The following is a 26,659-nucleotide window of genomic DNA, read 5'->3' on the forward strand; positions in this document are numbered from 1 at the left end:
ACACTACTTCCCGTCTGTACACAGACCGGAATACACGAACCAAACACAGGCAACCAGACCCAACACTCTGCGAACGACTTTAGACGACCCCAAGCAGTAACGTTTGTTGCAAAATTCCGTAACTCGAACCATATTGTCCTTGGTCTCTAGCATATTTTACATAACCAATGAAGAGTGGCGTCTCGACCAGCCGCAACTCTGACAAAGGTAAACCTCATCACTGATGAGCAAGATTAGGCAAGGCAACAAATTGAAAAGATTAGAAACCTTTGCTCGCCGCAACACTGAGAGTGTTTCCCCTAAGGTTCTCAGCCTGGTAAGAAGATTTTCAAAAGAGCGGCGCAATGACGTTCGTGGAGCAATATCGAAATACAAGCAAAATGGGTTAACCTCGAAAATCGAGCAAAATATTCGTGCAAACCAAAATGCAGCAGACATGGCGGTAGCTGCCGAATTATTAGAATCCCCATTTGGATTAAAAAATAGAAAACCCAAAGATCTTAAACAAGAAGAGACATGGGTAACTTATGAGAACCCTACTCATAAAATAGAATTAGAAATCGCTTACGCCTGTGGATTTCTAAACTCATGGAAGACATTATCGCACAAGGCGATTGGTACGATCAAGTTTCTCTCCACAATTTCTAATGTCAGCACAGAAGATGCCTGCGGCGCGGTGAAAGCGTGCGCTAAGGAATGGGGAGCTTCCCGTTATCTTAGTTATAAAATTGCATATTTGAAATCGAACGCAAAAAACGAAACATACCTCCAACGCGACCTGGCAGAGGCGGATGAAATACTAGGTCACAAAGAGTATCCCGGAATCCAATATAGCGCACTAGAGAATATTGAAGATAAGATCTCTATCTTCTCAGTTGCACGTCGGCATACAAACACTTTACGCCGAAGCGTCGGCGCAAACTTCCGCAGGAGTCAAAGCTTAAATAACATTGTATTTACACCAGTTTCAAATGACGACGCTGCTGCCTTCCTCCATCGAGCCGTTGAAATAAGCTTGATAGATACTGTACACGCCCTTTGGATTTTAATGAACCTCCGAGACAGATTTCCATATGCGCAAGAAAAAATACAAAACCATCTGCACACAGATATCTTTACCGCTTTTCGAGATGCTCAGCTCCAAGTTTCTCAACTTCATCAGCCAAAGCTTACTGAAGACATCAACGAAGGTACCGACCTTTCACTCCGAATTTACCGGTACAGCGCTGCCTTTCTTGAATTTGAAAACCTTTGTAAGTTTAGAAATGATATCGACAGAGTAGTTGGCTATCGCCTAGTCGCCTCCTTACACCGAGGCATAGACACATGGCATGCAAATTCATTCGACAACATCGCCATAATGAGACGTACTAACTCGGATTTTCGACTTGACTTACATGACCACGAAAATGTCAGAGTTGACACTTTTTATCGAACATATCTTTTCCTGAGATTTATTCAGCAGCCAGCTAACCTATCCTTTATCGAGGAAAAAGATGTTAAGTTCATTTTCGACAACACAATTGGGCTGGACTCGCTGTTGCTGGAAAGGGAACTGCAATCCCTTCACTTGAATGCGTCCGAATCGACAAGACCTCTAATTTCGGTTCTTGCACTTGCCCTATACCGTGGACGTTCATCAGATCCAGATATCGATTTTGATTATCGCTTAAAGTTAGAACAGTACATTAGTGCGAATTTCAACAGTCACATTCCATCCTTTATAAAATCCCTGACAACTGAAAGCCCTCAAATTGCCAGCTACCTAGCAACTTCCTTAAGCGAAGCCACATTGCAAAAAATGTATTCTCTTATTCAATCACCAGAGCAAGCCAGTGAAGCAAGAAAAGAAATTTTGCATTGTATTGGGTTCGCCCTTAATCGTATAGAATATATCATCGAGGCCGAAGCGATTGAGACACGGGGCAAGGTTGCAACTCTAAGAAAGTACTTTGACACTAGTCGAATGTTTGTCGACTCCGTCGCAATGAGGGATTGGTTGGAAGCAAACCCTTCTGCATATACACAGCAATATAAAGAACTGCTACCGAAACTAGTAGCAACTCTAGCAGCGGTAGCTGATATCAAGAATGAAAAAACTGGAGAAACGACGAAAGTTCCCATCGTTCAAATTTCCTCAACGGTTGACCATCTAGTCAAACAAATTGCGGTCGAAGCGTTTAAGGAATTTTGCATTAATGCGGAATTTGGAATTGAATCGTATCTTGGGCGACGAATTCGGCACAATACTCTTCACGGTGTTATGACTGACCCTATCGATGGCGTACTTTCTTCCCCAATGTACCACCCAGTCATTGCGGGTACGCGGTTCGGTTATGCTCTACAAGGGTGGCAATCGTTCTATCGAAATTACATCGAAAGAATTCGGAAAGAATATCTTCAGTTTCTGGATGAATCCAAGCCAAACTCCCTCTTCGATCCTGTTTTGAACTTTGAAGACTCCGCGACCATACGCAGTGTATCACAATTATCGCAATCTCTTAAGCTATCCGGCCCGGAGATGCTTCCCGATCTAATTATCGCGTTCTGCTGGAAACAGATTGGCCCTCAACTTGACTATGCTTCTCGTCAGATCAAGGTAAAAATGGCCGGCGAAGTTAAGCAATCTTTAGAATCAGCACTATTGAAGTACAATGGGCCCGAAGAGAGAAGGGTTTTTACGGAACTGACCGAGGAGATTGATGCAGTTTTCACAAAAGTAGCCAGTTGGTTTCGACTTCCGGAAACCGGCTTCGTACCTGCAACCATTAATTCCCTATGTAACATCATCGACATAGAGTTCGGCCGAGAAGAAATGCCAACAATAGTAACAGGGAACGCGCTAAAAACTGAATACACAGGCATCAGTGTACACAGGATTTATGATTGCTTGGCAGTATTAATACAGAACGCAATCCACCATGGAGAGCTGCAGGGTGAGATACGTGTTAACTCGAAAACAGAAGAGATTCCAAATACGAACCTGCATCGAGTCCGATTATCAGTTTCGTCACATATCGATGACGAAAAAGTTGAAGAGTGCGTAAACCGAATAAATAACGCTTTGAAATCAACAGAAACAGGAAAGGACATGGTGACAGAAGGCTACTCAGGCCTAAAAAAAGTAAAGTACATTACAAAGCTCAATGAGGGGAAACACACTGTGGAGTTGACGTCCGTTGGTAATGAAATCGAACTTCGCTTTACATTGAAAGCGGAGGTAGCTTCAGAGCGTATCGAAGATGAAACAGATTTTGCTGATTGAAGACGAGGCGCACAAAAAGGAAGAGATCACTGGATATCTCAAGGAGTTTCTTGGTTCTGACCTAATACTCAGTGAGGCGGACAGCGTTCGAGAAGCCGTGATGGCGGTAACTGAAAACAATTACGACTTGATTGTACTAGACATGGCATTACCGACTTTTACAGCGAGCTGTGAATCGATAAGCGGCGGTCTTGATCAAGCCCTAGGCGGAGTGGAGGTGCTTCGCTCACTAAAAGCCTTGGGAAAGGAACTCAACGTAGTAATCGTAACACAATATCCTGATATCTCACTTGGCGGAAAGCGAATAAAACTGAAGGCAGCCAAAACAACGCTGGAAAAAAAGTACGGACAAAAAGTTAGGGGCACCGTCCTGTACAAATATAAGTCGTCCCTAAATCGATCAAAAATAAAAACTATCGTGGACTCAATATGGTAAAAATACTAGTTACTGAAGACAACGTTGCCAAGCTTGAGGAGATTATCAACTTTCTAAGATCAAAGAATAGTGGAAATCTCGAAATTCTTGTCGCTACAAACCTAGTGGAGTTCTCTCAAAAGCTTGGCGAAGATATAGATATTTGCATAATCGATGTGCGAATACCGGCCTACACCGGAGCTGAAGCGGAAAAAAATGGACTCGGCATAATTCAACACCTAAAAAGCTCTCCAAATCCGCACATAAAGCTCATTGCGATCAGCTCATTTCCGGATGAGTTCGAAGATATCCGTTCAAAATTTGAACGCAATGGCTGCATATTAGCAAATTTTCACGAGAAAGACGTTTGGCAAAACGCACTTGAGATACTAATCATGCAATCTGCCGCAAATACAAAAAAAGACTTTCTAATTTTCACAGCACTCCGTAAGGAACGAGCACCGTATACTTCTTTTCCTGAACTTAATGGCAAAGCAGTAAGCTCTGACGGCATCACTCGTTACGACGTGGAAATTGGTGAAAAGTGCGGATCTGTGATCGAGTTGCCGAGAATGGGCTTGGTAGACGCGGCGGTTACTGCAGGAAAGTACATCGAACTTTACTCACCAAAGCTAGTTGCCATGTCCGGTATTTGCGCGGGGTTCGACGGCAAAGCGGAGATGGGTCAGTTGCTGGTTTCCGAACTGGCTTACGAGTACCAAAGTGGAAAATGGTCAGGTGATGGCTTTAAATCTGAACCGTATCAAATACCTGTATCTGAAGGACTTCGATCCAAGATACTCCATTTAATCGAAGAGGAGGGTAATGTTTCGAACTTTGAAATCGGTTGGAATGGAAACAGACCCAGCACAATGTCCGAACCTAAAATGGTTACCTTTACGAGTGGATCAGCGGTCATTGCTGACGCTGCTCATATGGATCATGTTCAACAATTTCATCGCAGAGTTTCCGGACTCGACATGGAGATTTATGCAATTCACCGTGCTGCTCACTTATCAATTTATAAACCGGATGTTATTTGCGCAAAGGTAGTGGTGGACTTGGCCGATAAAAGTAAGGACGACCGCATCCAAGAATACGGCTGCTTTGTTTCGAGCAGGTTCATAATCAAAGCAATCGAGCGGTACTTTCAGCCGAACGCGTGATTAGAACGAAAACTGCAAAAAAAGGGGGGAGGCTGGTCGACGCTTTGGTTTTATAGAGATCCCATGAAAAATGTGCCACATGAAACTTTAAGCCGTCGATTTGGTTTTGCCTCAGGCATGGCCAACGCTTTCCCCCTCAGCAACAGTGGTCAAATATCTAATCCTTGTTGGTGAGAATCCTGAACTCATCTCGCCCGAGGCCGCGGTTGCCGTACGATGTAGTGTTGGCCCGATCCAGACATCGAATGAAAAGCTCGCGCTGCTCTTAAACCGCGATTGACATTGGCAAGCCAACATCGCGTTCTAATGTGTGGCGATTGCGCACATACGCGATGGTGAGAGAACCAAGGTACACGCAGCTCCGCGGCCGACAAAAGGTAAAACCCGGCGCTTTCATCAGAAGCAGAAAGTAGCTAGAAACGCGCCAAAAACAATCCACGCACTGGAGAGAAGCTCTGCGGCAAATGAAAGTGTGGGTACTCGTCGAGGCTGGTATTTTTTTCCTGTCTCCGCTAGAATTTTTCCTGAGGTCAGCGACTTCAAGAGAAACCAGCCATTCGGCTAGCCACATTTCGGAGCTGTTTTCATACGCATACAGGGTCATGTGGCCGGACATATGAAACCGCGCTCCTGCAGATTGCTGCGTTATGTGTGGACCTTTTATGAGGACCAAAGGGCCGAACACAGCTTTGACGGCCCGATATTCAAAGGAGATCGTGGCCTCATGCCCGCCAACGAGAAGGCGCTGAGCGCTTCCTTTACCCTCCGCACCTCTGGGCTACGGACGGCCTACCTTGCGCTCCTGATGGCTCTCCTGCCCCCTACGGCGATCCTTGCTGATGACTGGTCGAGCTCAGGTAGTTTTGACCTCGAAGAAGCGGCTCAGATCCGGAAATCTCTCGTGGAAAACCCCGCCTCCGATCACAGCCCATGGAGATCCACGGACAGGGCAAATCAGTGGGTCGCTCTCGATGAATTTGAACGCGCTCGCCCCGGCAAGCGACCACCTGCCCCGAGCACCTTCCAGCTCCCATCAGGATCCAGTGTCGATCAGCTCTTTGCACTGATTGCCTTCGCCGAGGCTCCAAAGGGTCGCTATGACTCCATCCACCATGACGCCAAAATCCGGCCCGCCAAGCAACCGTCTCAGATGACCTTGGCAGAAATCTATCAGTGGATCGGCGACACCCCTGGCCAGCCTCACGCCATCGGAAACTTTCAGATCATTCCTTCGACATTACTTAATTTGCAAAAACGTCTTGGACTGCCTGACGGTGTTCTCTTCAACCGCTCCACTCAGAACCGAATGGCCGCGCTTCTCCTTGCTGACGCCGGCCATCACAAGTTTGGATCGGGGAAGATTTCTTTGGCGACCTATCAGAACAACCTGGCGCGCATCTGGGCCGGCCTTCCGCTCACATCTGGCAAGTCTGCTTATCATGGGTACGCTGGAAACCGTGCGACCATCACACGGGCGTTCTACGATCAGAAGATGCAGTTGATTTTTGGAGGTGGTGAGAGCCGTGTAGCCAAGGCCACATCCGATGTGTCTTCAGCCCCGGTTACAGGCACTTGGAGTAAACTTGGAGAATGATCCTCGGCCGGGAGTGTTGGCGATCCACGTCAACACTCAGCGCCACTCAAATCACCCGCATAAGGAGAGTAAAAAGATACCAGCTCCCCGTCTCGCGACCTTCTGAAATATTCAGCGTTTCAGCTCCCAGATCGCGACACGATCACAGTACGCCGAGAATTTCCCTGACAGGACGCTCAAGAAAAAAAGGTAATAGAGGGCCGCTAAAACACCTGACCAAATCCCGAAGATCGCGGCCCAACCTAGCGTCAGAATAAAGAGCGATGGAACGGTCAAACGCACCTCCACAGATCGGCTCGACTCGGATCAGTCTGAAGCCGTTCTGATGATAACACGTTTTTGGTATTGAGTGTTTTAAGCTGGAACCAAGAACGGGCCTGCAGAACTCAACGCCGCTCGGATCACATCACCCGCCAGCAGGTAGGATGTCATTGGACCCAGACATGTCAGCAGCAGATTGGGCTATGATGCAGCTCGTGTCCGGAGACACCTTCCAAGCCCGACCTCCCAGGACTACGGCCGCAATCGGACCCTTCGCTTGCGAACCGTTCACGGGACTGGTGAACCTATGTCGGCACTGACCCTATCACTTGCACCAGCTCGACCGACGGCCACCATTGTAGGACCTGGCTAAACCTTCTGAGATCAGGATCTCGCCCAGATCGACGCCAGCGACATAGAAACGGGCGAGTCCTCGACCGTACTTGTCGCGCCCTGGGAGGACGACCACCTCTACCCTGCCCGCGTTATCGACCAGCTGACGGGCACGCTTTGTCGCCTCTGTTCCTAGCGCTTTCTCGTACCCACACCTTGGCTTGTAGGTCTCGGGCGTATCGTAGCCAACCAGCCGAAACCGTTGCCCTCCGATATCAGCCGTATCTCCGTCGATCATGTAGATGTCTCCGCTGCTCACCGGGGCCGCCTGAGATACTGATGCAGTGAGTATGATCAATAGCGTTGAAAGTACCTTCATCAGGTTCTCCTAAAAAAGAAAGGTGAGGCCTATAACCTCACCTTTGATAGATATACTGGTCTCTTGTAGCTGTGGAGAAATCAGGATTTGAGTTCAAGCTCTTCCATTGAAACCCCGGATTGAACAGCCTCGATCAGCCAGATAGGTTTACGACCGCGCCCTGTCCACGTTTGTGAAGGATCTTCAGGGTTCGCATATCTTGGAGCCCTTTTTGAAGTCGATTTCTTCGTCGGCTTTGCAAATTTATCGACGACCTCCTGAAAACTTACTTCGTATTTTGCAGCGATGGCGAGCATGTCAAAATAGGCTCGCTCCTTGTTTTCTTTTTCAAGCTCAACTATGCGGACCTCTATATCTTTCGCCAAGATTTCGAGTTCAGTGCGGCTGAGTTGACCAAGGTTAATATTCATGATGCCCCTCTGGATATGTGATTGCTACCAGAAAGCATAAATTCCGACCTGTAGCAACGAACATTCAAAACCTTCCAAATAATGCCTTCGGATCTCGAAGCAAATTTTTGCTTACTGATTGGACAAAAAATTCGATACAGGGTTCCCAGTTCTTGGACCCATACTTTCGTCCATTCACTGTGATCCTGTCTTGATCGTCGATTGGAACTTTCTCCTCTTCAAGTTCTCCATCCTCACGAACCCGATAGACATAGGCTGAAATACCATCGAACCCGACACCCTCGATGTCAAACTTCCAAGGCCCCCTGCCCTGTTTACGTTTCTGGAAATACCCTTCGAAATTCCGGCATTGATATGCCCCGTCCCACCATTGTGCGCCGGGTTTCCCTTTTTCACCATCTGACATCGGGATCAGTTTAAGCTGTCTCATGCCTCTAGGGTCAGGACTCGTTATCCTTCATAGCCAGAAGATGACGAGAGCGGCGAGAGCGATAGCTGACAGGAACACTGTTGGTGATCTGTCGTATCGTGTTGCGACCCTTCTCCAGTCTTTCAGCCTGCCGAACATGATCTCGATCTGGTTGCGGCGTTTGTAACGGCGCTTGTCGTACTTGACAGGGGTTTTACGCTGTTTGCGGCCAGGGATGCACGCCTTTATCCCCTTGTCTTCCAACGCTTCTCTGAATTATCGCGAGGAGAGTATAATGCGGAGGAAGTCCGCCAAAATATTGGTTTTTCGCTACTTCCGGTTTATGGCCTCCACATTATTTTGATGCGCGTCAGAGCGTATCCAACCAGTCGAGCACGCTCTGGTCGCGTCGCCATGAAGGCTGGCGATCGGTCTTCGGTCTTTCGACCCGTTCCAGCGCCCTGCGTTTGGTCTCCAGATTCGCTTGGGCATAGTGGTTTGTGGTTTCGAGGCTAACGTGACCTAACCAGCTTCGGATGACCGTGACGTCGACTCCGGCGGCGACCAGATGCACGGCTGTCGCGTGCCTGAAGCTGTGCGGCGTCACATGTTTTGTTGCCAGCGACGGTGTGACCTTTTCAGCCGCCCTGACATAGTCCGCCAGTTTGAACCGCACCCCCGAGGCGCTCAGCGGTTTGCCATAGCGGTTCACGAAGAGTGGCGCATCGACCGGCCTTGGTGTTCGCTCAAGCAGCGACTTCAGCAAGGCCACCGTCTCGGGCCAAAGCGGGCTGATCCGTTCTTTCCGGCCTTTTCCGTACAATCGCACGCAGGCCGGAGCATCGAACCTGATCGCTTGCGGACAAAGATCGAGCGCTTCCTGGATGCGGGCGCCAGTATTGTAGAGGAACGACAGCAAGGTATGGTCCCGCTGGCCGATCAAGATGGAGCGGTCGGGTTGAGCCAGGATCGCCTGCACCTCTTCGGGTTCGAGGTAGTCTGGCGCGCGGATCGGTGCCTTTTTCGTCGGCACGTTCAGAACCTCCGTACATTGCGACATGAGCGCTGGCTCGCGCGTCGCCACGAAGCCGAAGAAGCTACGCAGGGCCGCGAGACGGCAGTTCCGGGTGCCGATGGTGTCACCGCGCTCGACCTCAAGATGGTGCAAAAATGCGATGACCTCTACAGCAGTCAATTCGTTCAGAGTTAGACCAACAACCGGCTTGCCACATCGCGTCGCGACAAAACGCAAAAAGAGCCGCCACGTATCCCGATAAGACTTGACGGTATTCACCGAGGCGTTGCGCTGCTGGACCATCCAGTCGGTGAAGAACATGCGCAGCAATTGGGGAAGCGGATCAGATTTCATGACGCCACCTCAACTGATTCAACGTTGCCCGGCGTGGCAAAGGCCCGGAACCGCTCACTCGCTTCATGCAAAAGTTCCTGGGTCACGGTGATGTAGACCAGCGTGGAGTTGATGTCACGGTGACCTAGATATGTTGCAAGATACGGCAGCTTTTCCTGGGGATTCTCACCTTGTCGGTACCATTCGAGGATCCGGTGAACGACAAAGGTATGGCGCAGGTCATGGATGCGCGGCCCGGTCTTGCCCGTGGCCGGTTTGAGGCTTGCCATGCGCAGAATGGCAACCAGATGATTGCTGATAGTTGCCTGACAGTAATAGCGGTTCTTTTGATCGTGCCAGAACAAGCCAGCATCAAGGCTGCGAGACACGTTGGCCCTCTGCCGCGCTTCGAGAATCGCGCGCAACGCATCCATCGCGCTGTCCGACAGCGGCAGAATACGGGACTTGAAGAACTTCGTCTCCCGGATCGCGATGGTTCCCGCCCGCATGTCAACGTCGCCAAGCGTCAGCCTTGCAATCTCGCCGATCCGCAGCCCGGCGCAATAGGCTAGAACCAGCATGGTATAGAGATTGATCGCACGCGAGGGCGAACGCGGTGACGGATAGACCCGGGCGATTGCAAGCAGCTTCTGGATATCCTCAGAGCTGTAGATATACGGGCGCCGCCAGCCGCGAGCGACCTGTTTCGCTGGCCAGTTGTCCGGTTGCCGTTTGGGGCGTGATGGATCGTCATGGCACAGTGCCTTGTTCAGGATACGGGCCAATTTCTCGCATTCGGCCGGATGGTTCGCGGTCGTCTTTGTCCAGCGGTAGTGCTCAAGCAGGGTCTCCAGTGGCTGGCCATCGAGATCGGGTCGTTGCTGCAGAAAGCGGTCGAACCGGCGGCAAATGACGTCGGCCGCCTCATACCGGTAGCCCCTGCGCTGCATCCGCTCGACATGGTCGCGCATCAGCTCTCCCAATGAACTCTCGAACGGTCGGGGTTGCCGCAACGCCTCGAGTGCCTGATTGGGATCAGGGGACATCAAAGCCCGTATGATGCCCGTGTCACTGTGGGCATTATAGTCACGGCGAAGGTCGGAGATCGGGTTGCTCTCAATCCTTCTGTCATCCGCCAAGGCATCCAGAAAGCGGGCGACAATCCGGGCGCGGTGCTGCACTGTTGAGCGGGCCCAGACCTCGCCACGCTCACGCAACCAGTATTCAAGCGTTTGTCGGTCAGTCACGCCAAACCACACCGCCACCTGTCGGAAGCTGTTCAGTGCTTGCCGGTAGTAGATCGGCGTTATCGCGTAGTTCAATGGAAGCCGCGCGATGTAGTTCTCGATCATCTCATCGCCATCCTCGGGCCGGCGTGTCATTGTCTCACCTCCCAGCCCGGTAGGTCGATGGCAATTGCACGCAGGTCCTCGGTGGCAAGCTTCAGATAGGGAGCTGTCGATTCCGGGGATCGGTGTCCCAGCACATCGCCGATGACCTTGCGCGGTGTGGCGGCGCGCAGCATGCTGACGGCACGGGCATGGCGGAAGATATGTGGTCCACGTTTGCCGATTGGCTCTATCCCGGCATTTTCCAGACGGCGTTTGACCACGCAATAGAGCCCACCCGATTTCATGGCTTGATAGGGAGCCCGGCTCCGCAAAAATACGGTGCGCGAATGTGCCTGTGGACGACCTTCGCGAAGGTATAGCAGGATTGCTTCTCCAACGGGTTCCATCAACGGCAGCACCGCCGTGGCATTGGTCTTGGACCGCTGCACCCGAATGGTATCTGCCCGCCAGTTGATATCCTCGATCTGCAGGCTGCCGACCTCGCCGGACCGAAAGCCGTAACTGGCAAACAGCTGCAGGATCGCGTGATCACGCAACCCCAAGGGCGAGCTGTCCTGTCCCGCAAGTTCAAGAACCGCCGCAATCTGTTCTGCGGTCAGAATCGACGGAATGCCCTCATAGGCATAGAGAAGCGGAGCGATCACATGACCCGAGAGATCATCTGCATGCAGCTTGCTCCGGTGTAGATGCCGCAGGAAGCCACGCAACCGTTCCGCCACATCCTTGAGCGATTTGCGAGTCAGGCCCGGTGCCCGGTTATCCATATATGCATCAATGTCGCGCACGCTCAGATCGGCAAAATCGGCTTTTCCAGTTTGCTCTAAGAGCCATTTACAGAAGTAGTGCGCCTCCCACATAAGCGCTTTGATTGACGGCTCCGCCAATCCGCGTTCTTGGCTCAGCCACAGTTTGTAGGCGGCGCAGACAGCCCGGCTGTGTCGTTCCGCTGCGCTTGCGGCAGGTGGATTCGGTGGCCATTCTGCTAGAGCAGACCGCATCAAGGCGTGGATGCTGGATCGAGGAATCGAAGACCATCTAGATGCAGGTGGTCGCCCGCGATCCTTCTCAAATTGTCGCACCGCATGATCTAGATAGTGCGCTACAAGGTCTGGCGTTACATCGCACAGCGCAGTCTCTTTCGCTTGCAACCAAGACAGGAACTGGCCTGCATAAAGACAATAATTGCGCACGACAGTCGGACTGTAGCGCTGTTCTTGCAAAGCCTCGCGAAGTTTCAGAAGTGCTTTGGGGGGTGATGATAACATCGGGTTCTCCTTGGGTTGGTTAACCCAACCAAGAAGCCCCTAGCTAAAGTTCGAAAGCAAATTGCCCTCGACTGATCCTGTAAACAACCGCCGTTCGCGCAAAGCGCAGCAAATCCAACGAAAGAGCCCTCAGCCGCCATCCCCCAGCAGGTGGGATGCTGCAGACGCACGAGGTCGGTCACAGCCCAAAGCAGACCGTGCGGTAGCCAAGGAATTGAAGATACAAAGGCTTATCTGATTTTCCACCTCAGTTTACCATGCTATGTACTTTGAGCGTTTTGTTGCGCAGCTTAGGAGGCAGATAGATGGCACTTAAGCTACCAGATCAGAGATGGACTTCCCTTGATCGAAAGCCAAATCGCTGCGGCAAAAGATGGTTCACATTTTGGCATTGATTCCAGCAACTTAAAGGTTCTGTTGCAGGGCGAAATTTACCAAGGGATGGCCATCATAGAGATCAATAGTAAAATTGACACAGGAGCATTTGCGAGAGTTCAACATGCGGTTCGGGCCAAGACACTAGACTTCATAGGTGTTTTGCCCAATACTCAGTTGCGTTCCCCTATTGTTCTCCAAGACGCCCAAATATGCACGTTCGGTCCAGTTGGGCCAACAAAGCAGTTCTAGCGCCAAAAAATCATGAGCTAGCAGCCGCTGAATGGATAGCGCCCTGAATGTTGAGCAGGAGGCGACCAGTTGCATCTAACGTGTTTGACCACCACGCGATAAAGGATCATTATGCTATTTATCCGAGCAAAAATCTTATTAGCACCATTTTGCTCTTAACAGGAGTCGCCCTCCATGAAGGCAGTTGTTACGGTTATTGCTTTTTTACTGGCTTGCCTAGCCGTTGCAACATTGTGGTCAATTGTCGCGGCGCTTGGGTCGCCGCGGGACATAGGCTTTACCGCGTTTATGGTGCAGACTGGCACGATTTTTGGGCTTGTAACCACCGCTAGCGCCGTTCCGGTCTTGGCAGTTTACGCTGTTGCGACCCACCATAACATGGTCAGTTACCACTTGGCGGCTATGGTGGGATTTTTTCTGGGTGCCGGATTGTTCGTCGTATTTTTCTCGACTTGGTTCTCCGGGTCACGCGTGCTCGAGTACATTAAGCTGATCAGCGCTGGTGGCGGATTAGGGCTATTCGGCGGGATGACCTTCTTATTTTGTAAGTTTCGCTTAGGCCAAATGGTGAGCAATCGAAAATTTGCTCGTTAAGGCTGGCGCTGATGACATCGAAAGTAGTAGCTTCTTAGATGCATTCAAAAATACGGAGAGGCTGAAATGCTCCACCGTCTGCGCCAACCAAAGGTACCCAGTCACATCAAGTTTGCGCGGGTAGTGAGATCGATTTGGGCTGAGGCCATGATATTCGGTTTAGCCCTCTCAGTAAGGCCTGTCTTATCAGCGTTGCAGCCAAAGCTGAAATGCCAAAACCGCAGTCATAATCAAAAAGAAACAGCAAAGACCCAGCCCAGCGGACCGCGCGGTGGACTTGAGTCCGGGCCGCATAATGGTTTGCGCCATACGGGATTTGGTCCCGCTGCGCTGAATGGCGTTCTGTACCGCCTGAATAAACCAGCCCCAGATGGCCGGTTGAGCAAAAGCAAAGGCAATTCCACCCAGCAAAACAAAACTAACTTTTGAGACTCGCGCTGCCAACTCTCTGTCGCCACCATAGAATGGAAGAATAGTCTCTCCCACAACGCCAAGCGCGATAAGAAGAACAAAAAAAATAGCGGACAGTTTCAACATATTAGGGTTTTAAGCAGCGCCATCACCGACGGCAAGTCTCGTGCTGCCCAAGAACTTCATATCATCATGGCCAAGCGCAGTAAGCTCTGCGAGTGAGGGTAAACTCGACCAGCATGTCAGGCCAGGCATCGCGATACGTCGCGTGCCATTTTTCGAGAGTTGAAACACCGCTACAGGTTGTCCCAGTCATCAAGGTTGTAGAGAAACCCGAACAACGTATCCGCGCAGCGGGCCAGACCCTGAGTGTTGTTGCCTGTCCCCCAAGGGTCACTGGCCGTTTCCCAAAGATATACGGCATTGTCCGTTGGGTCGGTGCCATTGGCCAAAAGGTTGGTGTGGCCTGCGTCTGCTGTGCCGATAAACACCATATCATGGGGAAAGCGGTCGGGAAATTCACGGCCTTTTCGAAATATCTCGAAGTTGTCGATGACAGATTGCAACGGTTGGAACGGCACCTGTAGTTCATGTTTGGTCTGTGCGCCGTCTGGCCAAGTCGCCAGAAAGTAATAGCCAAACCCATGTTCAAATTCGCCAGCCGTTTCCAACAGCTCTTTGTACTGGGTGGGCAGACGACAACCCGTCTTTTCTAACAGCTTTTCGAAATGCGCCTTGTTCCAAAACAGGGTGGCAGGCGCATAATCGGGGTCCTTTTTGAAGCGGGACAAAGCCATATCGAGCGTGATTTCCATGTGATCGCCTTAATTTAGTGGCCTTCGGGCTATACTTGCACCACCAAAGTGCGGAACGCCACCGTTGCGAACGCGGGCCGACTGACGGTCTTGTTGGCAATCGCCATCCCAATGGGAAGACCAGAACCAGATGGCGCCCATGTCCGCAGGGTCAATGGACAGAACAAGGTGTCACCACCTAAAATCGCCGTTGTCATATCAATCAGACAAGTCGCTGTATCTTGTCACGGCGGGCCTGTTCTGCAAGACCAAAGTCACCGGTTTCAGCGTCGGTAGAGCGGTCCCCGCGCATCGGTAGTTCGACGCAACCTTTCGCTGCGTTGGAAACTGGCCAGTTTGAAGCGGTCAATAACAAGACAACCGAAGCCCTTGACGACTAAGGTGCCAATAAGGTCGCATTCAACGTTTTCAGTCCGGATCGTTTTTTGGGTCATAAATACGCTGACTTTGATCGCTACAACACATTGGGGAAACTAGATGCAGCAACGGCGCCTTTGGCAGATGGCCCTATCACTCTTCCTCTTGGTACCCAGTACGATACATGCGCAAAACCCCAGCTCCTTGGAAAAATCCACCATCGAACGTCTTGAAATCGCTACAGATTGGCTGGTGCGCAACGGTGCGTTTGTCCTGGATATGCGCGGCAAGGAATTCCTGAAATCCAAGCTGACTGAACAGGGGCCGGTTCTTTTGTGGGTTACCCCGCAGGTGGATACCAAAGACACAATTGCCCAGTTCCGTATCAAAGCAGGCGGATATAACTACGATATCGAAGCCATCTACCGCGAAACCCTGAACGATCAAAAAATTGTCTATTGGGTCACCCATATCACCGCACAAGACTGGGTAACCCCGCTGCGCGGTTGCCGTTTCCATATCAGCACACCGCAAGATGATGGCAAACAGATTGTACTGCTGTCATCAGAACGGTTTATTCCGTCATATAAAACCGCCAAAGGGGTGGTCTTTGCCTTGCCGCAGGATGATCTGGACATCCTCTATAAACTGCAGGCATGGCGCTTTCCAATGTGTTTTTCCGGAACAGATTTATCTAAGAACGAAGTCACCCATGATGCACAAGGCAGGCTGACGACTGCTCCAGCGACATCCTTTGAAGGGGGCTGTTGCACTAACCATTGAGAAGTACCTCACACCTTTACATGGCACAATATATGCATTTAGGGCGTCCAAATGTTGTCGATATCAAGATGACCGGGGACCGTAACCTTGATGAAGCCCTTGCTAATGGAGCATCCTTTCGAGCGAACACGCCTCAAGGCTATAGTTGGCGCCGCGGCAATGATGGGACAAGCATGTTGAAGCTGGTTGTGAGTGTTGCACTGAGGCGGTGGGTGACGCTAGTGATCAACCTTCGCCTGCCAGTTCGGACTTGATGCCGGTTGGGTTCACCTTGGCCCGGGTCGCTCGCAGCCCAATCACGACATTCAGGCAGGGCGCAGCGCAAGCGCCGCTGCGAGCGCGAAAGCCTCCCGAAAGCGGACCTTCAAGCCTGTAAAATTGATCCAGGCGATACTGCGATCAGTGTAGACGTCAGCGACGCGGAGATAGCAACCTTTGCAAAGTAGTGGAATCTGCCAGCCAGGCGGCGGTCCCATGCTACACGAGCAACGGATGGAGCAGACCTTCGCCGCAAGTGCAGCCACTAACCATCATCGAACGGACGGGATGCGGACAAAGCGCCATTTCGCTGCGGTTGCTCCAATGGCTGCTTACGGGGATCAGTCTTAATCCTTGCCCCAGATGGCAAGACTTTCAGGGATTGTGTTGATCCCTCGCTTTTCCAATTCTTGCAGCAACTTTCGGGGTTTCGGTTCATTAACCTCATGTTCTAGCCCGACGATGCATGTGAGATTTGGCAATAGGTCTAGGTCGACCGCAGCCTTGTTTGTAACTGGAACCGGGCCATCACCGCCCCCTGGATCCCAGAAGGGCACCATCTGCTCGATCACGCCACCTCCCCCCCCATCAAGGCCCGATTTTTGGGTCAACACCTCGACATGGGAGAGCAACTCACCTGGAATCGCGAGGTTTTTGAAGTAGGTCATGGCTTCAGGGATAACGTCGTAGCCATCATCCTCAATGGAGATTTCGCGTTTCGTCCATTCTTCTGCAAATTGCCGGATGTCAAAGAGCGGGAGCAGGCGCTTTTGGACATACATCAATTCGTCAATCACCATGAACTTCAAGCCAATATCTTTGAAGCGGTTGTCAGACGCCTTGGGCATTGGAAAGGCAACCGGTTGCATCTTGATGGCGTCAGCCTTCGCCAAAGCCTCCTTCAGGGGCGCGGCAAGGTCCACGGGCAAGGCCCTTGCGATTATCTCTACCGTTTTACGCGCGCCGTTGGCTTTGGCGAGGTGCTTGGCAGCGGCGGTGAAATGCTCCGCTCGGACCGAGTCAAATCCGGTTTCAATCTGTTTGAGCCGCGCCTTCGCCGCTTTAAGTCTTTCGCGGCTGAATTGCTCTGCCTGCTGAGGGGAGATCGAATTGTCCGGCCCGTCAAAGCCCTCGGCAATTCTGGCCTCTTCACGTGCGATGCCGTCCAGCGCCTTTTGAGCCTCTTCTTCTGCCGTGCCGATTGTCAGGTCCAAAGGATCAAAGGCAAAAACCCGTGCTAGGTTGGAAAGGTTTTCACGCGGCCAGACTGCCGCGTCCGCCAACACATGCGCCATAATCTTTGGACCGTACTTCTGAAACGGATCTTCGCGCAACGCGTAAAAACCTGTCATGTTTTGCCCGATCCAACCATAGGGACCGCGTTCGGGATCGTGGCCGGGATCTCGGAAAATATCTTGGATCAAACTCCCGGCCTCATCGACGAGACTGGGATGATCCCCTAGGATCGAGACGATCAAGTTGGAGTCGAGGTAAGCAAAGCGCCTCAACAGCTTCGGAACTAGGTGTGCGGCCTCCGCCCTCAGGCGTCTGCCCTGGGGGCCAAAATCCGTATGATGGAAGTAGCTGAGCAGCGCGGCCCCAGCCACCTCGCCAAGGGTGCCTTTAGCGCCCGGCAAGGGCGTGTTTGTCATGACCCGGTCGGGCACATCCAACAGGGCGCGGATCAACTTCAGGTGTTCAGCGTGGATCAGGTTAAGCTGCTGTTGCGTCGCTTGCCGTGCACCGTGGCCAGTCAGGTACTTGCCAGAGGCGAAGCAGATCGCAAAGCGGTAGACCGACACGTCGGTGCTGTTTCCGTCAACGTTGGAGCTACCGAAAAGCCTGTTGAAAAGACCCCTTGGCCTGGGCGCAGGCTCAGACCCCAGAACAGCACGCAGGTTGACTAAGTGGTCTTGGAACATCCCTTCATAATCTGAAACATCGCGACCGATGCATTTGGCCCAGTCAGCATGAATGAGTTGTACGGTTGCACTATTGAAGTCGGAATCGACGAGATGTTTTGACGTAAGAAGGACCACAATATTATCCTTATCGGTTTCCCCAATCATTTAACCCAGCGCTGATGATTGCAAAAGTAGACTTTCATGCAAAGCGCAGCATCCGGTAAAATGGGCTCGTTTCTGGCTTGCGGCGATGCACCAGCAGAGTTGCAGCGTGCGCGCACATGTTCCCGGTCCTCAGAGGACGCCAGCCCAAAGTGACCGATGCGAAGCAAGGTTGGCTCTCGTTGCCGCACATGCACAAATCGCGCCTCGACTTCCCGGAACCGGACATTCAAGCTGTCAAACGCGGCTTTTTGCCTTCAATGTCGGCAGTGATCTTCGAGTCCGGGGAAGCTCTCTCGCAAAGATCGCCCGCGAATTGGGCGTGACTGACTCTGCTGTCACCTTGGTGGGCAAGAGAATGTGCCGGTCTGCAAAGATCGAGCAGGCTTTGGCCGAGGCTTTACAAACTACGCCAGAGCAGCTTTTCCCAGATCTTTGCGAAAGAGGACAAAGAGCCCACAGAAGACCTAGCAAATTCACGCTGCGTGCGCTCGCAGCGTCACAGATGCTCCATGAGCGAAAATTCTGATGCTACTACGCAGCTAGAAAACCAGTCATTCATACAAGCCCCAGCATAGACTCGGGCGAGGCGCATACACAGGTTGTGGGACTTTGCTGACATCTGGTGAAAGTCTGCTAACATACGATGAGCACCGAACCGAGGCGAACTTAAGAAATCACGTCATCTGTGGTCTTGCAGAAAGCGGACCACCGCTTCTTCGTTGGTTGCAACCCCCAGTTTGAGGCGTGCATTCTTTATATAAAGGCGGACGCTGGACAAGCTCAACTCAAGCAGCTCTGCAATCGTTTTGGGGCGATGGCCGCTTGAGATCAGCTCCAGCACCTGGTATTCACGCGCGCTGAGGCGCCGGTGCGTGGATGGGCCGCCATCGAGCCGCCGGCAGCTTTCGATTTTGCGGTGTGCTATCAAACAGAAAGTCTGTAACTGGTCCGCCAATGGCATGACGCTGCGCTCAAAGCCATGCCGTGCCATGTTGTTCCCAACCACAAAGCCGCCGTACCGTCCAGAGCCGACAAGAGAGCATGGAATGCCCAATCCCGCCTGCCAGTCAAACCGGACTAATTTGGACAAATATTCGCGGGTATAGTCATCGATATATCCTTCATTTTGGTCCAGAAACACGACGCCAAGCTTGGTGACCTCAAACGTCGCACAGCAATAGGTCACAAATGGTTCATGAAAATCGGCGTTCGTTGTCTCGGCCAATGGCCATTGATTGGGTAGGTTGGACAGAACAAACCAATTTGGAACCACGCCTTCGTCTCGCACCGCATATAAGATGCGGTCGATATTGTGTGTCGCCAAGACGTCAACGATTACGGCCCAGGTTTCGGAAACCGATTTTCGGGTTTCCAACCGGTAGGCCGCTTCAAGTAGCTCTCTGTTCATGAGATTATTGATATATCACTTTCAATGTATTGCAAGGTGACCGTTTATCCCGAACATTCCGCTTAGAATGTGCTGGGATAATACGATGAAGCTTGCGTTTTACGGGCGGAAGATGCGCCACTTTTTCTGCAATACGGCAGCCGTCATGGGCATCGTTTGCGCGCCGGGGGCGTTTGCTCAGGACGCACAACCTGATGATCTGATGGTGGTTTTTGATGCCTCGGGATCGATGTGGGGTCAAGTTGACGGCATAGCCAAGATCGAAATTGCCCGTGCCGTCTTTGCGGACATGTCCCAAGACTGGACTTCAGGTGATCGGGCGGTCGGGCTGATTGCCTATGGCCATCGCCGCAAGGGTGATTGCGGCGATATTGAGCTGCTGGCAGAGCCTTCGATCGAGGGAGCCGCATCCTTGGCAGATGTTGTTACGGACCTTTCCCCGCGGGGCAAAACCCCATTGAGTCAGGCCGTGCGCTTGGCCGCCGAGACGCTGCGCTTTACCGAAAACGCGGCCACCGTCGTTCTTTTGTCAGATGGCAAAGAAACCTGCGATCTGGATCCCTGTGCGGTTGGTGCAGAGCTTGAACAACTTGGCGTCGATTTCACGGCCCATGTGATCGGCTTTGACATTCAGGAAGAGGCCGATAGGGCGCAATTGCAATGCCTCGCGCAAAACACAGGCGGCACCTACGTGGATGCGCGTGATGCGGCTACTCTCACCACGGCGCTGACTGAGGTGACGGGCCGGGATGTGACCACAGCTCCGGCCGATACAGAGACAGGAACGACCGAAGTTAACCTCAACATTGCAGTTGCAGATGGAAGTGCACGTCCGGCAACTGTCCGCTTGTCGGCAGCGGGCGCAGGAACCGGAGAGACGTGGGATCTGGGCGTTTTGGAAGGTGCGGATCAGATCATTTCAGGCGTGACCCTTGATCTTCCCCGAGGCGACTGGACATTTACTGCAGCAGGAGACGGCGGCGCTGGCGAAATCGCTGTGAACCTCACGGAGATCCAGCAAGAAATTTCCATACCTTTTGCGGCCAGTAATGCCACCTTTGAGTTCATAGGCGCGGATGCCTTCACGACGGACGGTACTATTGCCTTCCAACTGCGCAGTCGCGAACCCTTGCAACAAAACGCGACCTACAGCGTCATGTTGTTCCCAGACGGTGCCACCACCTTTGACGAGAACATTACTTTCACCTACCGCTTTGGTAGCGACCCCGAGACCACGGAACATGCCTTCTATCCTTGGGAATTCGATTTGCCCGTTGGAGCCTATGAGGTCGTGATCATGGGCGACAGCTATGACCTTGGAGAAAATCTTGGCCGGTTCCCTGTGCAGCTTGTCGCAACAATTGAAGACAGCGCGCCACAGGCAAACGCGGCCCAAACTGAAGAGCTGACTGCCCCACCGAGCTTTGCACTCTCACAGATCGTAGAGCCACTGAGCCCTGGGGTATCAGGGGCGTTTTTGCTCGAAGGCCCCGCGGAATCGGGAGATCAGGTGATGTTCATTGGTCTGGATGGGCAAGACACACAATTGCTTGCAGTGCCACAAAGCGGCCTTGTCGCCGTGCCGTCCCAGATTTCCGAAGGCGCCTTCAGGGTCCAATTGGTGCGGCAAGATGGATCCGATATTCACCTTGGATTGGTCGATATTCTGCCCGCCTCCGCGCAAGACATGGGCAATCACTCAACGGGCGGAGAACCCAGCGAAACGATGCTCAGTGCCCAGGAGTACGCTGCCGAAACAGGGCCACAATCGCTGAGCTTTGTGGCGTGGAAAACCTGCGAGGAAGACGCAGCTTGCCGCGTCGCTGATCGGCGCGTTGGCCTCGAATGGATGATGCCATCCGGCTGGGCCAGCGAAGAACCATTTTACTATACGACCGCCTCTGGTGCACAGGCTGATCACCCCACGATGCAAATGGCGCGCGCAACAGGCGGTGCGTTTAGCATCGTGCTGAACCCACGGCAATGGGATGCACAGCTTGGCCCCTGCGAAGAGATCCAACAGGGTCTGTTGTGCCGCGAGACATCGGACGTTCTGAAAGATCAGACAGACTATGAACTGATACGTAACAGCCTGAATGGGGATTTTCCCAAACCCGAGGGTTGGTTGCCCATCGGGCGCAGCTGGACAGTCGAAGACCGGAATTTGGGTGTCCGCGTTGGGCTCATTAAATTCGACGAGCCTATTGAGCGTGCCGAGACCGTCTCTGCATCGATCCACTTGGACAACCCCGACCAATTTGGTTTGGATGAAAGCGGTATTGTGCAAACTCAACTGGGGCTCATCTGGGATCAAAATCTGATTGTAAATGCGATTGACGGCGAAATTCCCGTGGGTGACGGTACCCTATTCTTGCTGCTGGCTCGTCCCGGTGGTTGGGATGGCACCAGCGACGTTTGGGTCGGCAATATCGCAAACCCTGCCAACGGCCGTGCCGTTCTTGTGAACCTCTATTGAGGACGAGAGATATGAAAAGCGCTTGGATTATCGCAAGCTTGGTGGTCTGTTCCCCGATAGCCGTGATTGCACAAAATGTGCCGCTCTACACTGAAACTGATGGGCAGCTGGCGTTCACGGGTGACTATCTTGGCGACGCTCAGCTGACAGAGTTGCTCGGCGGGGCCGATGCTTTTGATACATTTGGCCCACCTAAATTTGTCGCCCGCAATGAACGTACTGGAACCGTCAAGCCGGTCTGGGCCGATCTCGCGGACTACGAGATTATTCACGATGGTGATGGCATGATCGAAAACCGTCACGATGATCTGGTCTTTGACGAGAGCGACGCCGAGGACAACCAAGAGGACTTGGTGTTTGACGAAGCCGAGACTGAAGACCTGCGCGAAGATATTGACTTTAGTGAAAGCGACGTGGCGGAGACCGGGAATGATATGACCTTCGCGGAAAATGAAGGTCTATCCGTTCCGAATATTTTCTCTGGCACACAACCAGATTTCTTACAGCCAGCCCATGGGATTTGGAGCATCGCACTGTCACGGTCCGATGCCGTCGGCTGCCCACCTGGCATTGCAGAACTGGCGTCAGCGCAGCTTGGTAAGTCAGGGGCCAGAGACATCGTTTTCAGCGAACCCGGCTGGGTGCCTGCCGATCTTAATCCCGATTACGGGCTTTATTCTTGGACGCCCGTTGGCACCAATGGATTTCAATCAGAGCCTTATACGACGGGCGTGCAGGCTGCTGGGTCAGGTGTCTCTTTGGTGGTCACCATAGCGCTCAACGCAAAGTCAGACCGGCAAATAGACGTTTGGGCGCAAATTCAAATGGACCTTGCTCCGGCCCTTGTCGCAGTTGCGGGCGCCACGACGACTTGCCTTGCGACCATTGAAGGCAGCTACACTAAAAACTGAAAGGACCTTTTATGATCCGAAATGTCTTGGCCGCCATCGGCCTGATTGTTCACCTCTCAACACCTGCTGCAGCCTGTGGCATCAGCAGTGAAGAACTCAAGATCTCTCTCATTGGCGATTGGCAGGTGTCTAACGGATTTGGCACGCTTAGCTTCAATGGGCGCACTATGCCGCTTCCCTCTGGAAACAGCACGTCAGCCAAGATTGTTCCGACAGAAAACGGCCTTGCGGTCACGGGCGGCGCCGCGCCTGGAACCTACGATATGGATTTTATCGAAGACGCCCGATTTGTGTTGGACGCGCCAAGCCAGACCATTCTGGACCAGGGCGAAGCTTGGTTCGGCGAGCATCCTGAAATTATCACCGATGAAGAGCTGGCCATCGTAGCAGGCTGCGGAACAGGGCAAATGTTGCCTCAACTTCAGGTCTCGGGCACATTCGAGGACGCCGAAGGGCAGGTCGATTTTGAGGTCTACCTCTTTGTACTCGATCAAGCGACCATGTACGGGATCATGTCAGGCAACCTCTTGTCGATGGGCGGCACGGCCAAGCGCGTAACCAGGTGGACACGCTAGGGGCGCGTGTCCCGTTAGGTTTTTAGGGATCCGCGTCCTGCAATTTCTTTGCTTCCTTAATTGAATCGGATCTACTGGGACTTGGGAGAGGGGTATCAACATCCACATCCCGAATGCCGACTGCGGTCTTCATCTCTATATCGCGCCTCGCCCGCAGCAAAGGTCTACATCTCACCAAGGATGTGTTTCTCGGCGGTTGCCGCAAAAAAGAAAATGCAGCCGGCGGATGGGAAGTTGCCAAGGTCGGCTTCGTCCGCGACTGAATCGTTAGAACCACCTAAGCCGAAAGCATGGCTTGAATTTCGTGGCTCAGCAGAGCTTTTAACGACCGCTCTGGTGACCTTGGTTGCAACGCAGCGACGAGCGTGCCGCGATTGCGAACGAATGCTGCGTTAGCGAGGGGCGAAAAACGAATGGCAGGTACGTCCGCAATTTTCCGGTTCAGTCCGAGCGCAGCGTAGGTCTGCAATCTAGAGATCTTGGTGACAGTGCGCTGGCTAAGTGTCAAACTATCTTATCCGAATAATGTGCAGCAAAAAAGCTATGAACATCCTGGAAAATAAGGGTGGGGCCAACGTACTTCGCATTATCCGGTCCTCGTGATAACTGCTGTAATGACGAGCTCGCCATTAACGCAACCAGTCAGCGTCATAGCCCCGGTCGCCCAGCAGCCATCCGACCGTCGGCAGGCTGCTGCACAGAGCCCGTGCTCCGACGTAATCGCTGACTTGGCCGGCAGTGATGAACAAGTTGAGCGGGCGACCACGGCTGTCGCAGATCGCATGCAGCTTCGTGTTCATCCCGCCTTTTGTGCGACCGATCACCCGCCCGCGCTTGTCTCCAGGCCCCCTTTTTTCGCCCGTAGGCTGGAAGCCGTACGGTGCGCTTTGAGATACGTCGCATCGATCATGACAGTTTGTTCTTCGCGATGATCTGCGGCCAGACCGACCAGCATTTGTGCGAAAATGCCCTTATCGCTCCACCGCTTCCAGCGGTTGTACAACGTTTTGTGTGGGCCGTATTCCTTCGGTGCATCACGCCACCGCAAGCCATTGCGATTGATGAAGATAATGCCACTTAGGACCCGCCGGTCATCAACTCGCGGCTTGCCGTGAGACTTGGGAAAGAAGCGCTCAAGACGCGCCATCTGCGCATCGCTCAACCAGAAAAGATCAGACATCGTCACCGCCCATTTTTGATGCGGTGAATCACGCAGCCAACCGAAAATCAATGGGTCCTGACCCTAGCTTCCCGGTCCGCACGTATCGCTCTGGATTCTTCTCGACGATCTGGCATTCCCCCTCGGTGTGCCCGTGGTGGAGTGCTTTTTTGCGCGTCCCTGCCAGATTTTCGGGTTTGATCACATCACCAGCCGTGAGAGCGACCGCGAAGGTATAGAGGTGTGTTTCCCAATGTGGCGTCGTCATTGGTCTACCTCGGCGCTGAACACCACAGTCTCATCTTCGATTGTGTATGGCACTTCCTTGGCCAAGAGCTGCTTGAATGCCTCTTCTGGAATACCGGACCAAGTATTGCAGAGTGTCTTCAGCAGCTGGGGTTGGTCGTCTTCGAATGCGTAGCCATTGATGGCCCAAGCAATAATGCCGGGTGTGTGAACCATCGAAGACGATCCAAGGCGGTAGGTTGTCATTCTGTCTCTCCGTTATCGTGTGGCACCGTAAAATTGCGGCAGGTTTCTGGTCATGCGCCGCAGGCGCCTGATCCTGAAACCTTGGCAAGTGCCGAACTGGAGTGGTGAATTTCCAAGTGCGCGAAGCGGGACCGGACCCGCGCGCAGCTGCACGAAACAGCCCCCTCAGGGCTGTGAAGGAAGCGAGCACGGCGAGGACCCACCACTTGGAAAGAGGCGGGGAACCCCGCCTTCATACGGACGTGCCTATGGCGCGTCCCACTAAGATGCCCCCTGCCCTACTGGATGATGTGATCCGCGCCGCAGGCGCGGATCTTCTTAGATCTTCGCAACGGCCCGGATCAGACGAACGGACGACCAAAGCCGCCCGTGCCGTAGCTCATTCGGTGACGTCATCCTTGTTTGGGAAAGCGACCATATCAACGTTGGGGAACATGCTGTGCTTGACGCTGATCGAGGTGATGTTGCCCTGTTCATCGGTCCGGACGAATAGGGCACCGCAGCGGTCCCAGAATGTCTTGCCATCTTTTTCGCCGGATTTGACGTTCAGTTTCAGAGTTTGAGTAGCCATGATTTGATCCTCGCCTTGAGTGTTTCGATGAACATTGCGGAAGCGGGCTCCAAGGGGATGTCAGCTGGAAATTTGGTGCGCGAGGAATGGGCCGCAGGCACAGGGGAAATTTCCAGTTGAAGTAAAGCGACCATCCCCGACTGCCCGCTTATGTTCATCAGAGAGAAACACGGCCTTGCGAGGATCGACATGGCTACAGCCTGAAAGTGCGCAGTGATGAAGGGCCGGCAAGACGTTCTAGGACCGCGGCCGCCAAGTCTCCAAGCTACCGACAGATCACGGGCAACCTTACCCCGATCTTAGCCAGCTCCAATACTCATGGAGAAATCTGGACACTATCCCAAACAAGGATGTTGCCGGCTGCGATCCCGCCATTTGTGTTCCCCCTCCCCCGCCCATGGACAGAGCCAAGAATAGATCTGAAGCGCCGCGCAAGTGATCGTCACCCGCAGGGCCGATCCGGACATTCGGAAACGACCATGGTCCAAAGCCTATCAGCTGGCCCGGATGGGACAGATGCTAGGCTATTGGCCCAGGGAGTGCCGCATGTTCGGTTCGGGGAAGCACCGCTTGCGGTGCTGAGTAGTGAGTGGTCCCATGTTTACATGGGATGCGCTCTCAATAGCCATTACCACGTAACACATACCTCCCCTACCACACACCTCCACTGATGTGCCCCCATCGAGTGGTCCAATTTGAATGTTAATGCATCGTCGGTCTTTGGTCTATCGGGACGATGCTTTTGGGCGCTGGGGGCCGGTACCCTAAGGCGCTGTGGGGCCTAACCGTTTTGTAGTGGCGACGCCAGCGTTCGATGAGGATCTGTGCTTCACGCAGCGTGGTGAAGACCTCGCCGTTTAGTAACTCATCCCGGAAGCGGGCGTTGAAGCTCTCGCAGTAGCCGTTCTCCCAAGGTGATCCCGGGGCAATGAATGCGGTCTTCGCGCCCACGGCAC

The 26,659-nt window shown here is 52.7% G+C and carries 24 protein-coding genes and 2 pseudogenes; 11 read left to right on the top strand and 15 right to left on the bottom strand.

The window, feature by feature from the left end:
• Positions 1–223 precede the first annotated feature (223 nt).
• From CLV89_RS17835 to CLV89_RS17850, 4 genes are all read left to right on the top strand, one after another.
• Complete coding sequence (locus CLV89_RS17835) at positions 224–3,265, top strand: hypothetical protein (protein WP_133166744.1); 3,042 nt, start codon at positions 224–226, stop codon at positions 3,263–3,265.
• Entirely contained in the window at positions 3,243–3,701 is a 459-nt protein-coding gene (locus CLV89_RS17840) for a response regulator (protein WP_106165030.1), read from the top strand. The genes CLV89_RS17835 and CLV89_RS17840 overlap by 23 nt, the downstream gene beginning before the upstream one ends.
• Positions 3,695–4,846, top strand: a complete 1,152-nt coding sequence (locus CLV89_RS17845) for a phosphorylase family protein (RefSeq protein ID WP_106165031.1) — start codon at positions 3,695–3,697, stop codon at positions 4,844–4,846. The genes CLV89_RS17840 and CLV89_RS17845 overlap by 7 nt, the downstream gene beginning before the upstream one ends.
• 724 nt (positions 4,847–5,570) lie before the next feature.
• Positions 5,571–6,440 (top strand): hypothetical protein, encoded by an 870-nt coding sequence (locus tag CLV89_RS17850; protein WP_106165032.1) that lies wholly within the window; start codon positions 5,571–5,573, stop codon positions 6,438–6,440.
• 586 nt (positions 6,441–7,026) lie between these two features.
• On the opposite strand, the gene CLV89_RS17855 is transcribed toward CLV89_RS17850, so the two are convergent.
• The 7 genes and pseudogenes from CLV89_RS17855 to CLV89_RS22940 all read right to left on the bottom strand — a co-directional run bounded on the left by CLV89_RS17855 (position 7,027) and on the right by CLV89_RS22940 (position 11,696).
• On the bottom strand, positions 7,027–7,413 hold the full coding sequence (locus CLV89_RS17855) for a thermonuclease family protein (RefSeq protein WP_106165033.1): 387 nt from the start codon (positions 7,411–7,413) through the stop codon (positions 7,027–7,029).
• An 80-nt stretch (positions 7,414–7,493) separates the two neighbouring features.
• Complete coding sequence (locus tag CLV89_RS17860) at positions 7,494–7,823, bottom strand: H-NS histone family protein (protein WP_106165034.1); 330 nt, start codon at positions 7,821–7,823, stop codon at positions 7,494–7,496.
• A gap of 64 nt (positions 7,824–7,887) precedes the next feature.
• Entirely contained in the window at positions 7,888–8,253 is a 366-nt protein-coding gene (locus tag CLV89_RS17865) for a hypothetical protein (protein WP_106165035.1), read from the bottom strand.
• Between the two features lie 27 nt (positions 8,254–8,280).
• Positions 8,281–8,508: pseudogene (locus CLV89_RS17870) on the bottom strand (transposase); the annotation flags it as partial.
• A 94-nt stretch (positions 8,509–8,602) separates the two neighbouring features.
• Positions 8,603–9,601, bottom strand: coding sequence for a site-specific integrase (locus tag CLV89_RS17875; RefSeq protein ID WP_106165036.1), 999 nt, complete (start codon positions 9,599–9,601; stop codon positions 8,603–8,605).
• Positions 9,598–10,962, bottom strand: a complete 1,365-nt coding sequence (locus tag CLV89_RS17880) for a tyrosine-type recombinase/integrase (RefSeq protein ID WP_106165037.1) — start codon at positions 10,960–10,962, stop codon at positions 9,598–9,600. Before CLV89_RS17880 ends, CLV89_RS17875 begins: the two co-directional genes overlap by 4 nt.
• Complete coding sequence (locus CLV89_RS22940) at positions 10,959–11,696, bottom strand: site-specific integrase (protein ID WP_243395059.1); 738 nt, start codon at positions 11,694–11,696, stop codon at positions 10,959–10,961. Before CLV89_RS22940 ends, CLV89_RS17880 begins: the two co-directional genes overlap by 4 nt.
• 825 nt (positions 11,697–12,521) lie before the next feature.
• Here CLV89_RS22940 and CLV89_RS17890 point away from each other — a divergent pair.
• Both CLV89_RS17890 and CLV89_RS17895 read left to right on the top strand, forming a co-directional pair.
• Positions 12,522–12,824 carry a hypothetical protein gene (locus CLV89_RS17890; RefSeq protein ID WP_472143398.1) on the top strand — a complete coding sequence of 101 codons (303 nt, stop codon included), beginning with the start codon at positions 12,522–12,524 and terminating at the stop codon, positions 12,822–12,824.
• A 174-nt stretch (positions 12,825–12,998) separates the two neighbouring features.
• The gene (locus tag CLV89_RS17895) at positions 12,999–13,418 is read left to right on the top strand and encodes a hypothetical protein (RefSeq protein ID WP_072506812.1); all 420 of its coding nucleotides are present in this window, start codon (positions 12,999–13,001) and stop codon (positions 13,416–13,418) included.
• A gap of 186 nt (positions 13,419–13,604) precedes the next feature.
• Here CLV89_RS17895 and CLV89_RS17900 read toward each other — a convergent pair whose 3' ends face one another.
• Both CLV89_RS17900 and CLV89_RS17905 read right to left on the bottom strand, forming a co-directional pair.
• A complete protein-coding gene (locus CLV89_RS17900; RefSeq protein WP_072506813.1) occupies positions 13,605–13,955 on the bottom strand; it encodes a hypothetical protein in 351 nt (116 codons plus the stop codon).
• A 170-nt stretch (positions 13,956–14,125) separates the two neighbouring features.
• Positions 14,126–14,644 carry an SMI1/KNR4 family protein gene (locus CLV89_RS17905; protein ID WP_072506814.1) on the bottom strand — a complete coding sequence of 173 codons (519 nt, stop codon included), beginning with the start codon at positions 14,642–14,644 and terminating at the stop codon, positions 14,126–14,128.
• Positions 14,645–15,121: 477 nt separating this feature from the next.
• On the opposite strand from CLV89_RS17905, the gene CLV89_RS17910 reads away from it, so the two are divergent.
• Complete coding sequence (locus CLV89_RS17910) at positions 15,122–15,784, top strand: hypothetical protein (protein ID WP_133166745.1); 663 nt, start codon at positions 15,122–15,124, stop codon at positions 15,782–15,784.
• Positions 15,785–16,389: 605 nt separating this feature from the next.
• Here the strand turns inward: CLV89_RS17910 and CLV89_RS17915 are convergent.
• Entirely contained in the window at positions 16,390–18,081 is a 1,692-nt protein-coding gene (locus CLV89_RS17915) for a DUF6892 domain-containing protein (RefSeq protein ID WP_207796964.1), read from the bottom strand.
• Between the two features lie 115 nt (positions 18,082–18,196).
• Between CLV89_RS17915 and CLV89_RS17920 the strand changes: the two genes are divergently transcribed.
• Positions 18,197–18,637, top strand: a complete 441-nt coding sequence (locus CLV89_RS17920; RefSeq protein WP_106165040.1) for a helix-turn-helix domain-containing protein — start codon at positions 18,197–18,199, stop codon at positions 18,635–18,637.
• A 153-nt stretch (positions 18,638–18,790) separates the two neighbouring features.
• Here the strand turns inward: CLV89_RS17920 and CLV89_RS17925 are convergent, their stop codons facing one another.
• On the bottom strand, positions 18,791–19,519 hold the full coding sequence (locus CLV89_RS17925; RefSeq protein ID WP_106165041.1) for a response regulator transcription factor: 729 nt from the start codon (positions 19,517–19,519) through the stop codon (positions 18,791–18,793).
• A gap of 85 nt (positions 19,520–19,604) precedes the next feature.
• On the opposite strand from CLV89_RS17925, the gene CLV89_RS17930 reads away from it, so the two are divergent.
• From CLV89_RS17930 to CLV89_RS17940, 3 genes are read left to right on the top strand one after another with little or no spacing between them, the layout of a single operon-like run.
• Positions 19,605–21,995, top strand: a complete 2,391-nt coding sequence (locus tag CLV89_RS17930; protein WP_165798154.1) for a vWA domain-containing protein — start codon at positions 19,605–19,607, stop codon at positions 21,993–21,995.
• An 11-nt stretch (positions 21,996–22,006) separates the two neighbouring features.
• Positions 22,007–22,906: a hypothetical protein gene (locus CLV89_RS17935; RefSeq protein ID WP_106165043.1), complete on the top strand. Its 900-nt coding sequence runs from the start codon at positions 22,007–22,009 to the stop codon at positions 22,904–22,906.
• A gap of 26 nt (positions 22,907–22,932) precedes the next feature.
• Positions 22,933–23,481 carry a hypothetical protein gene (locus tag CLV89_RS17940; RefSeq protein WP_207796965.1) on the top strand — a complete coding sequence of 183 codons (549 nt, stop codon included), beginning with the start codon at positions 22,933–22,935 and terminating at the stop codon, positions 23,479–23,481.
• Positions 23,482–24,113: 632 nt separating this feature from the next.
• On the opposite strand, the pseudogene CLV89_RS17945 reads toward CLV89_RS17940, so the two are convergent.
• The 4 genes and pseudogenes from CLV89_RS17945 to CLV89_RS17965 all read right to left on the bottom strand — a co-directional run.
• A pseudogene (locus CLV89_RS17945) lies at positions 24,114–24,661 on the bottom strand (IS5 family transposase); the annotation flags it as partial.
• Between the two features lie 243 nt (positions 24,662–24,904).
• Entirely contained in the window at positions 24,905–25,132 is a 228-nt protein-coding gene (locus tag CLV89_RS17955) for a hypothetical protein (protein WP_106165046.1), read from the bottom strand.
• A gap of 379 nt (positions 25,133–25,511) precedes the next feature.
• Positions 25,512–25,703: a hypothetical protein gene (locus CLV89_RS17960; RefSeq protein WP_106165047.1), complete on the bottom strand. Its 192-nt coding sequence runs from the start codon at positions 25,701–25,703 to the stop codon at positions 25,512–25,514.
• Positions 25,704–26,405: 702 nt separating this feature from the next.
• A partial coding sequence (locus tag CLV89_RS17965; protein ID WP_133166746.1) for an integrase core domain-containing protein occupies positions 26,406–26,659 on the bottom strand: 254 nt, incomplete at its 5' end.

This window comes from Tritonibacter scottomollicae (genome assembly GCF_003003215.1).
GTDB lineage: Bacteria > Pseudomonadota > Alphaproteobacteria > Rhodobacterales > Rhodobacteraceae > Epibacterium > Epibacterium scottomollicae.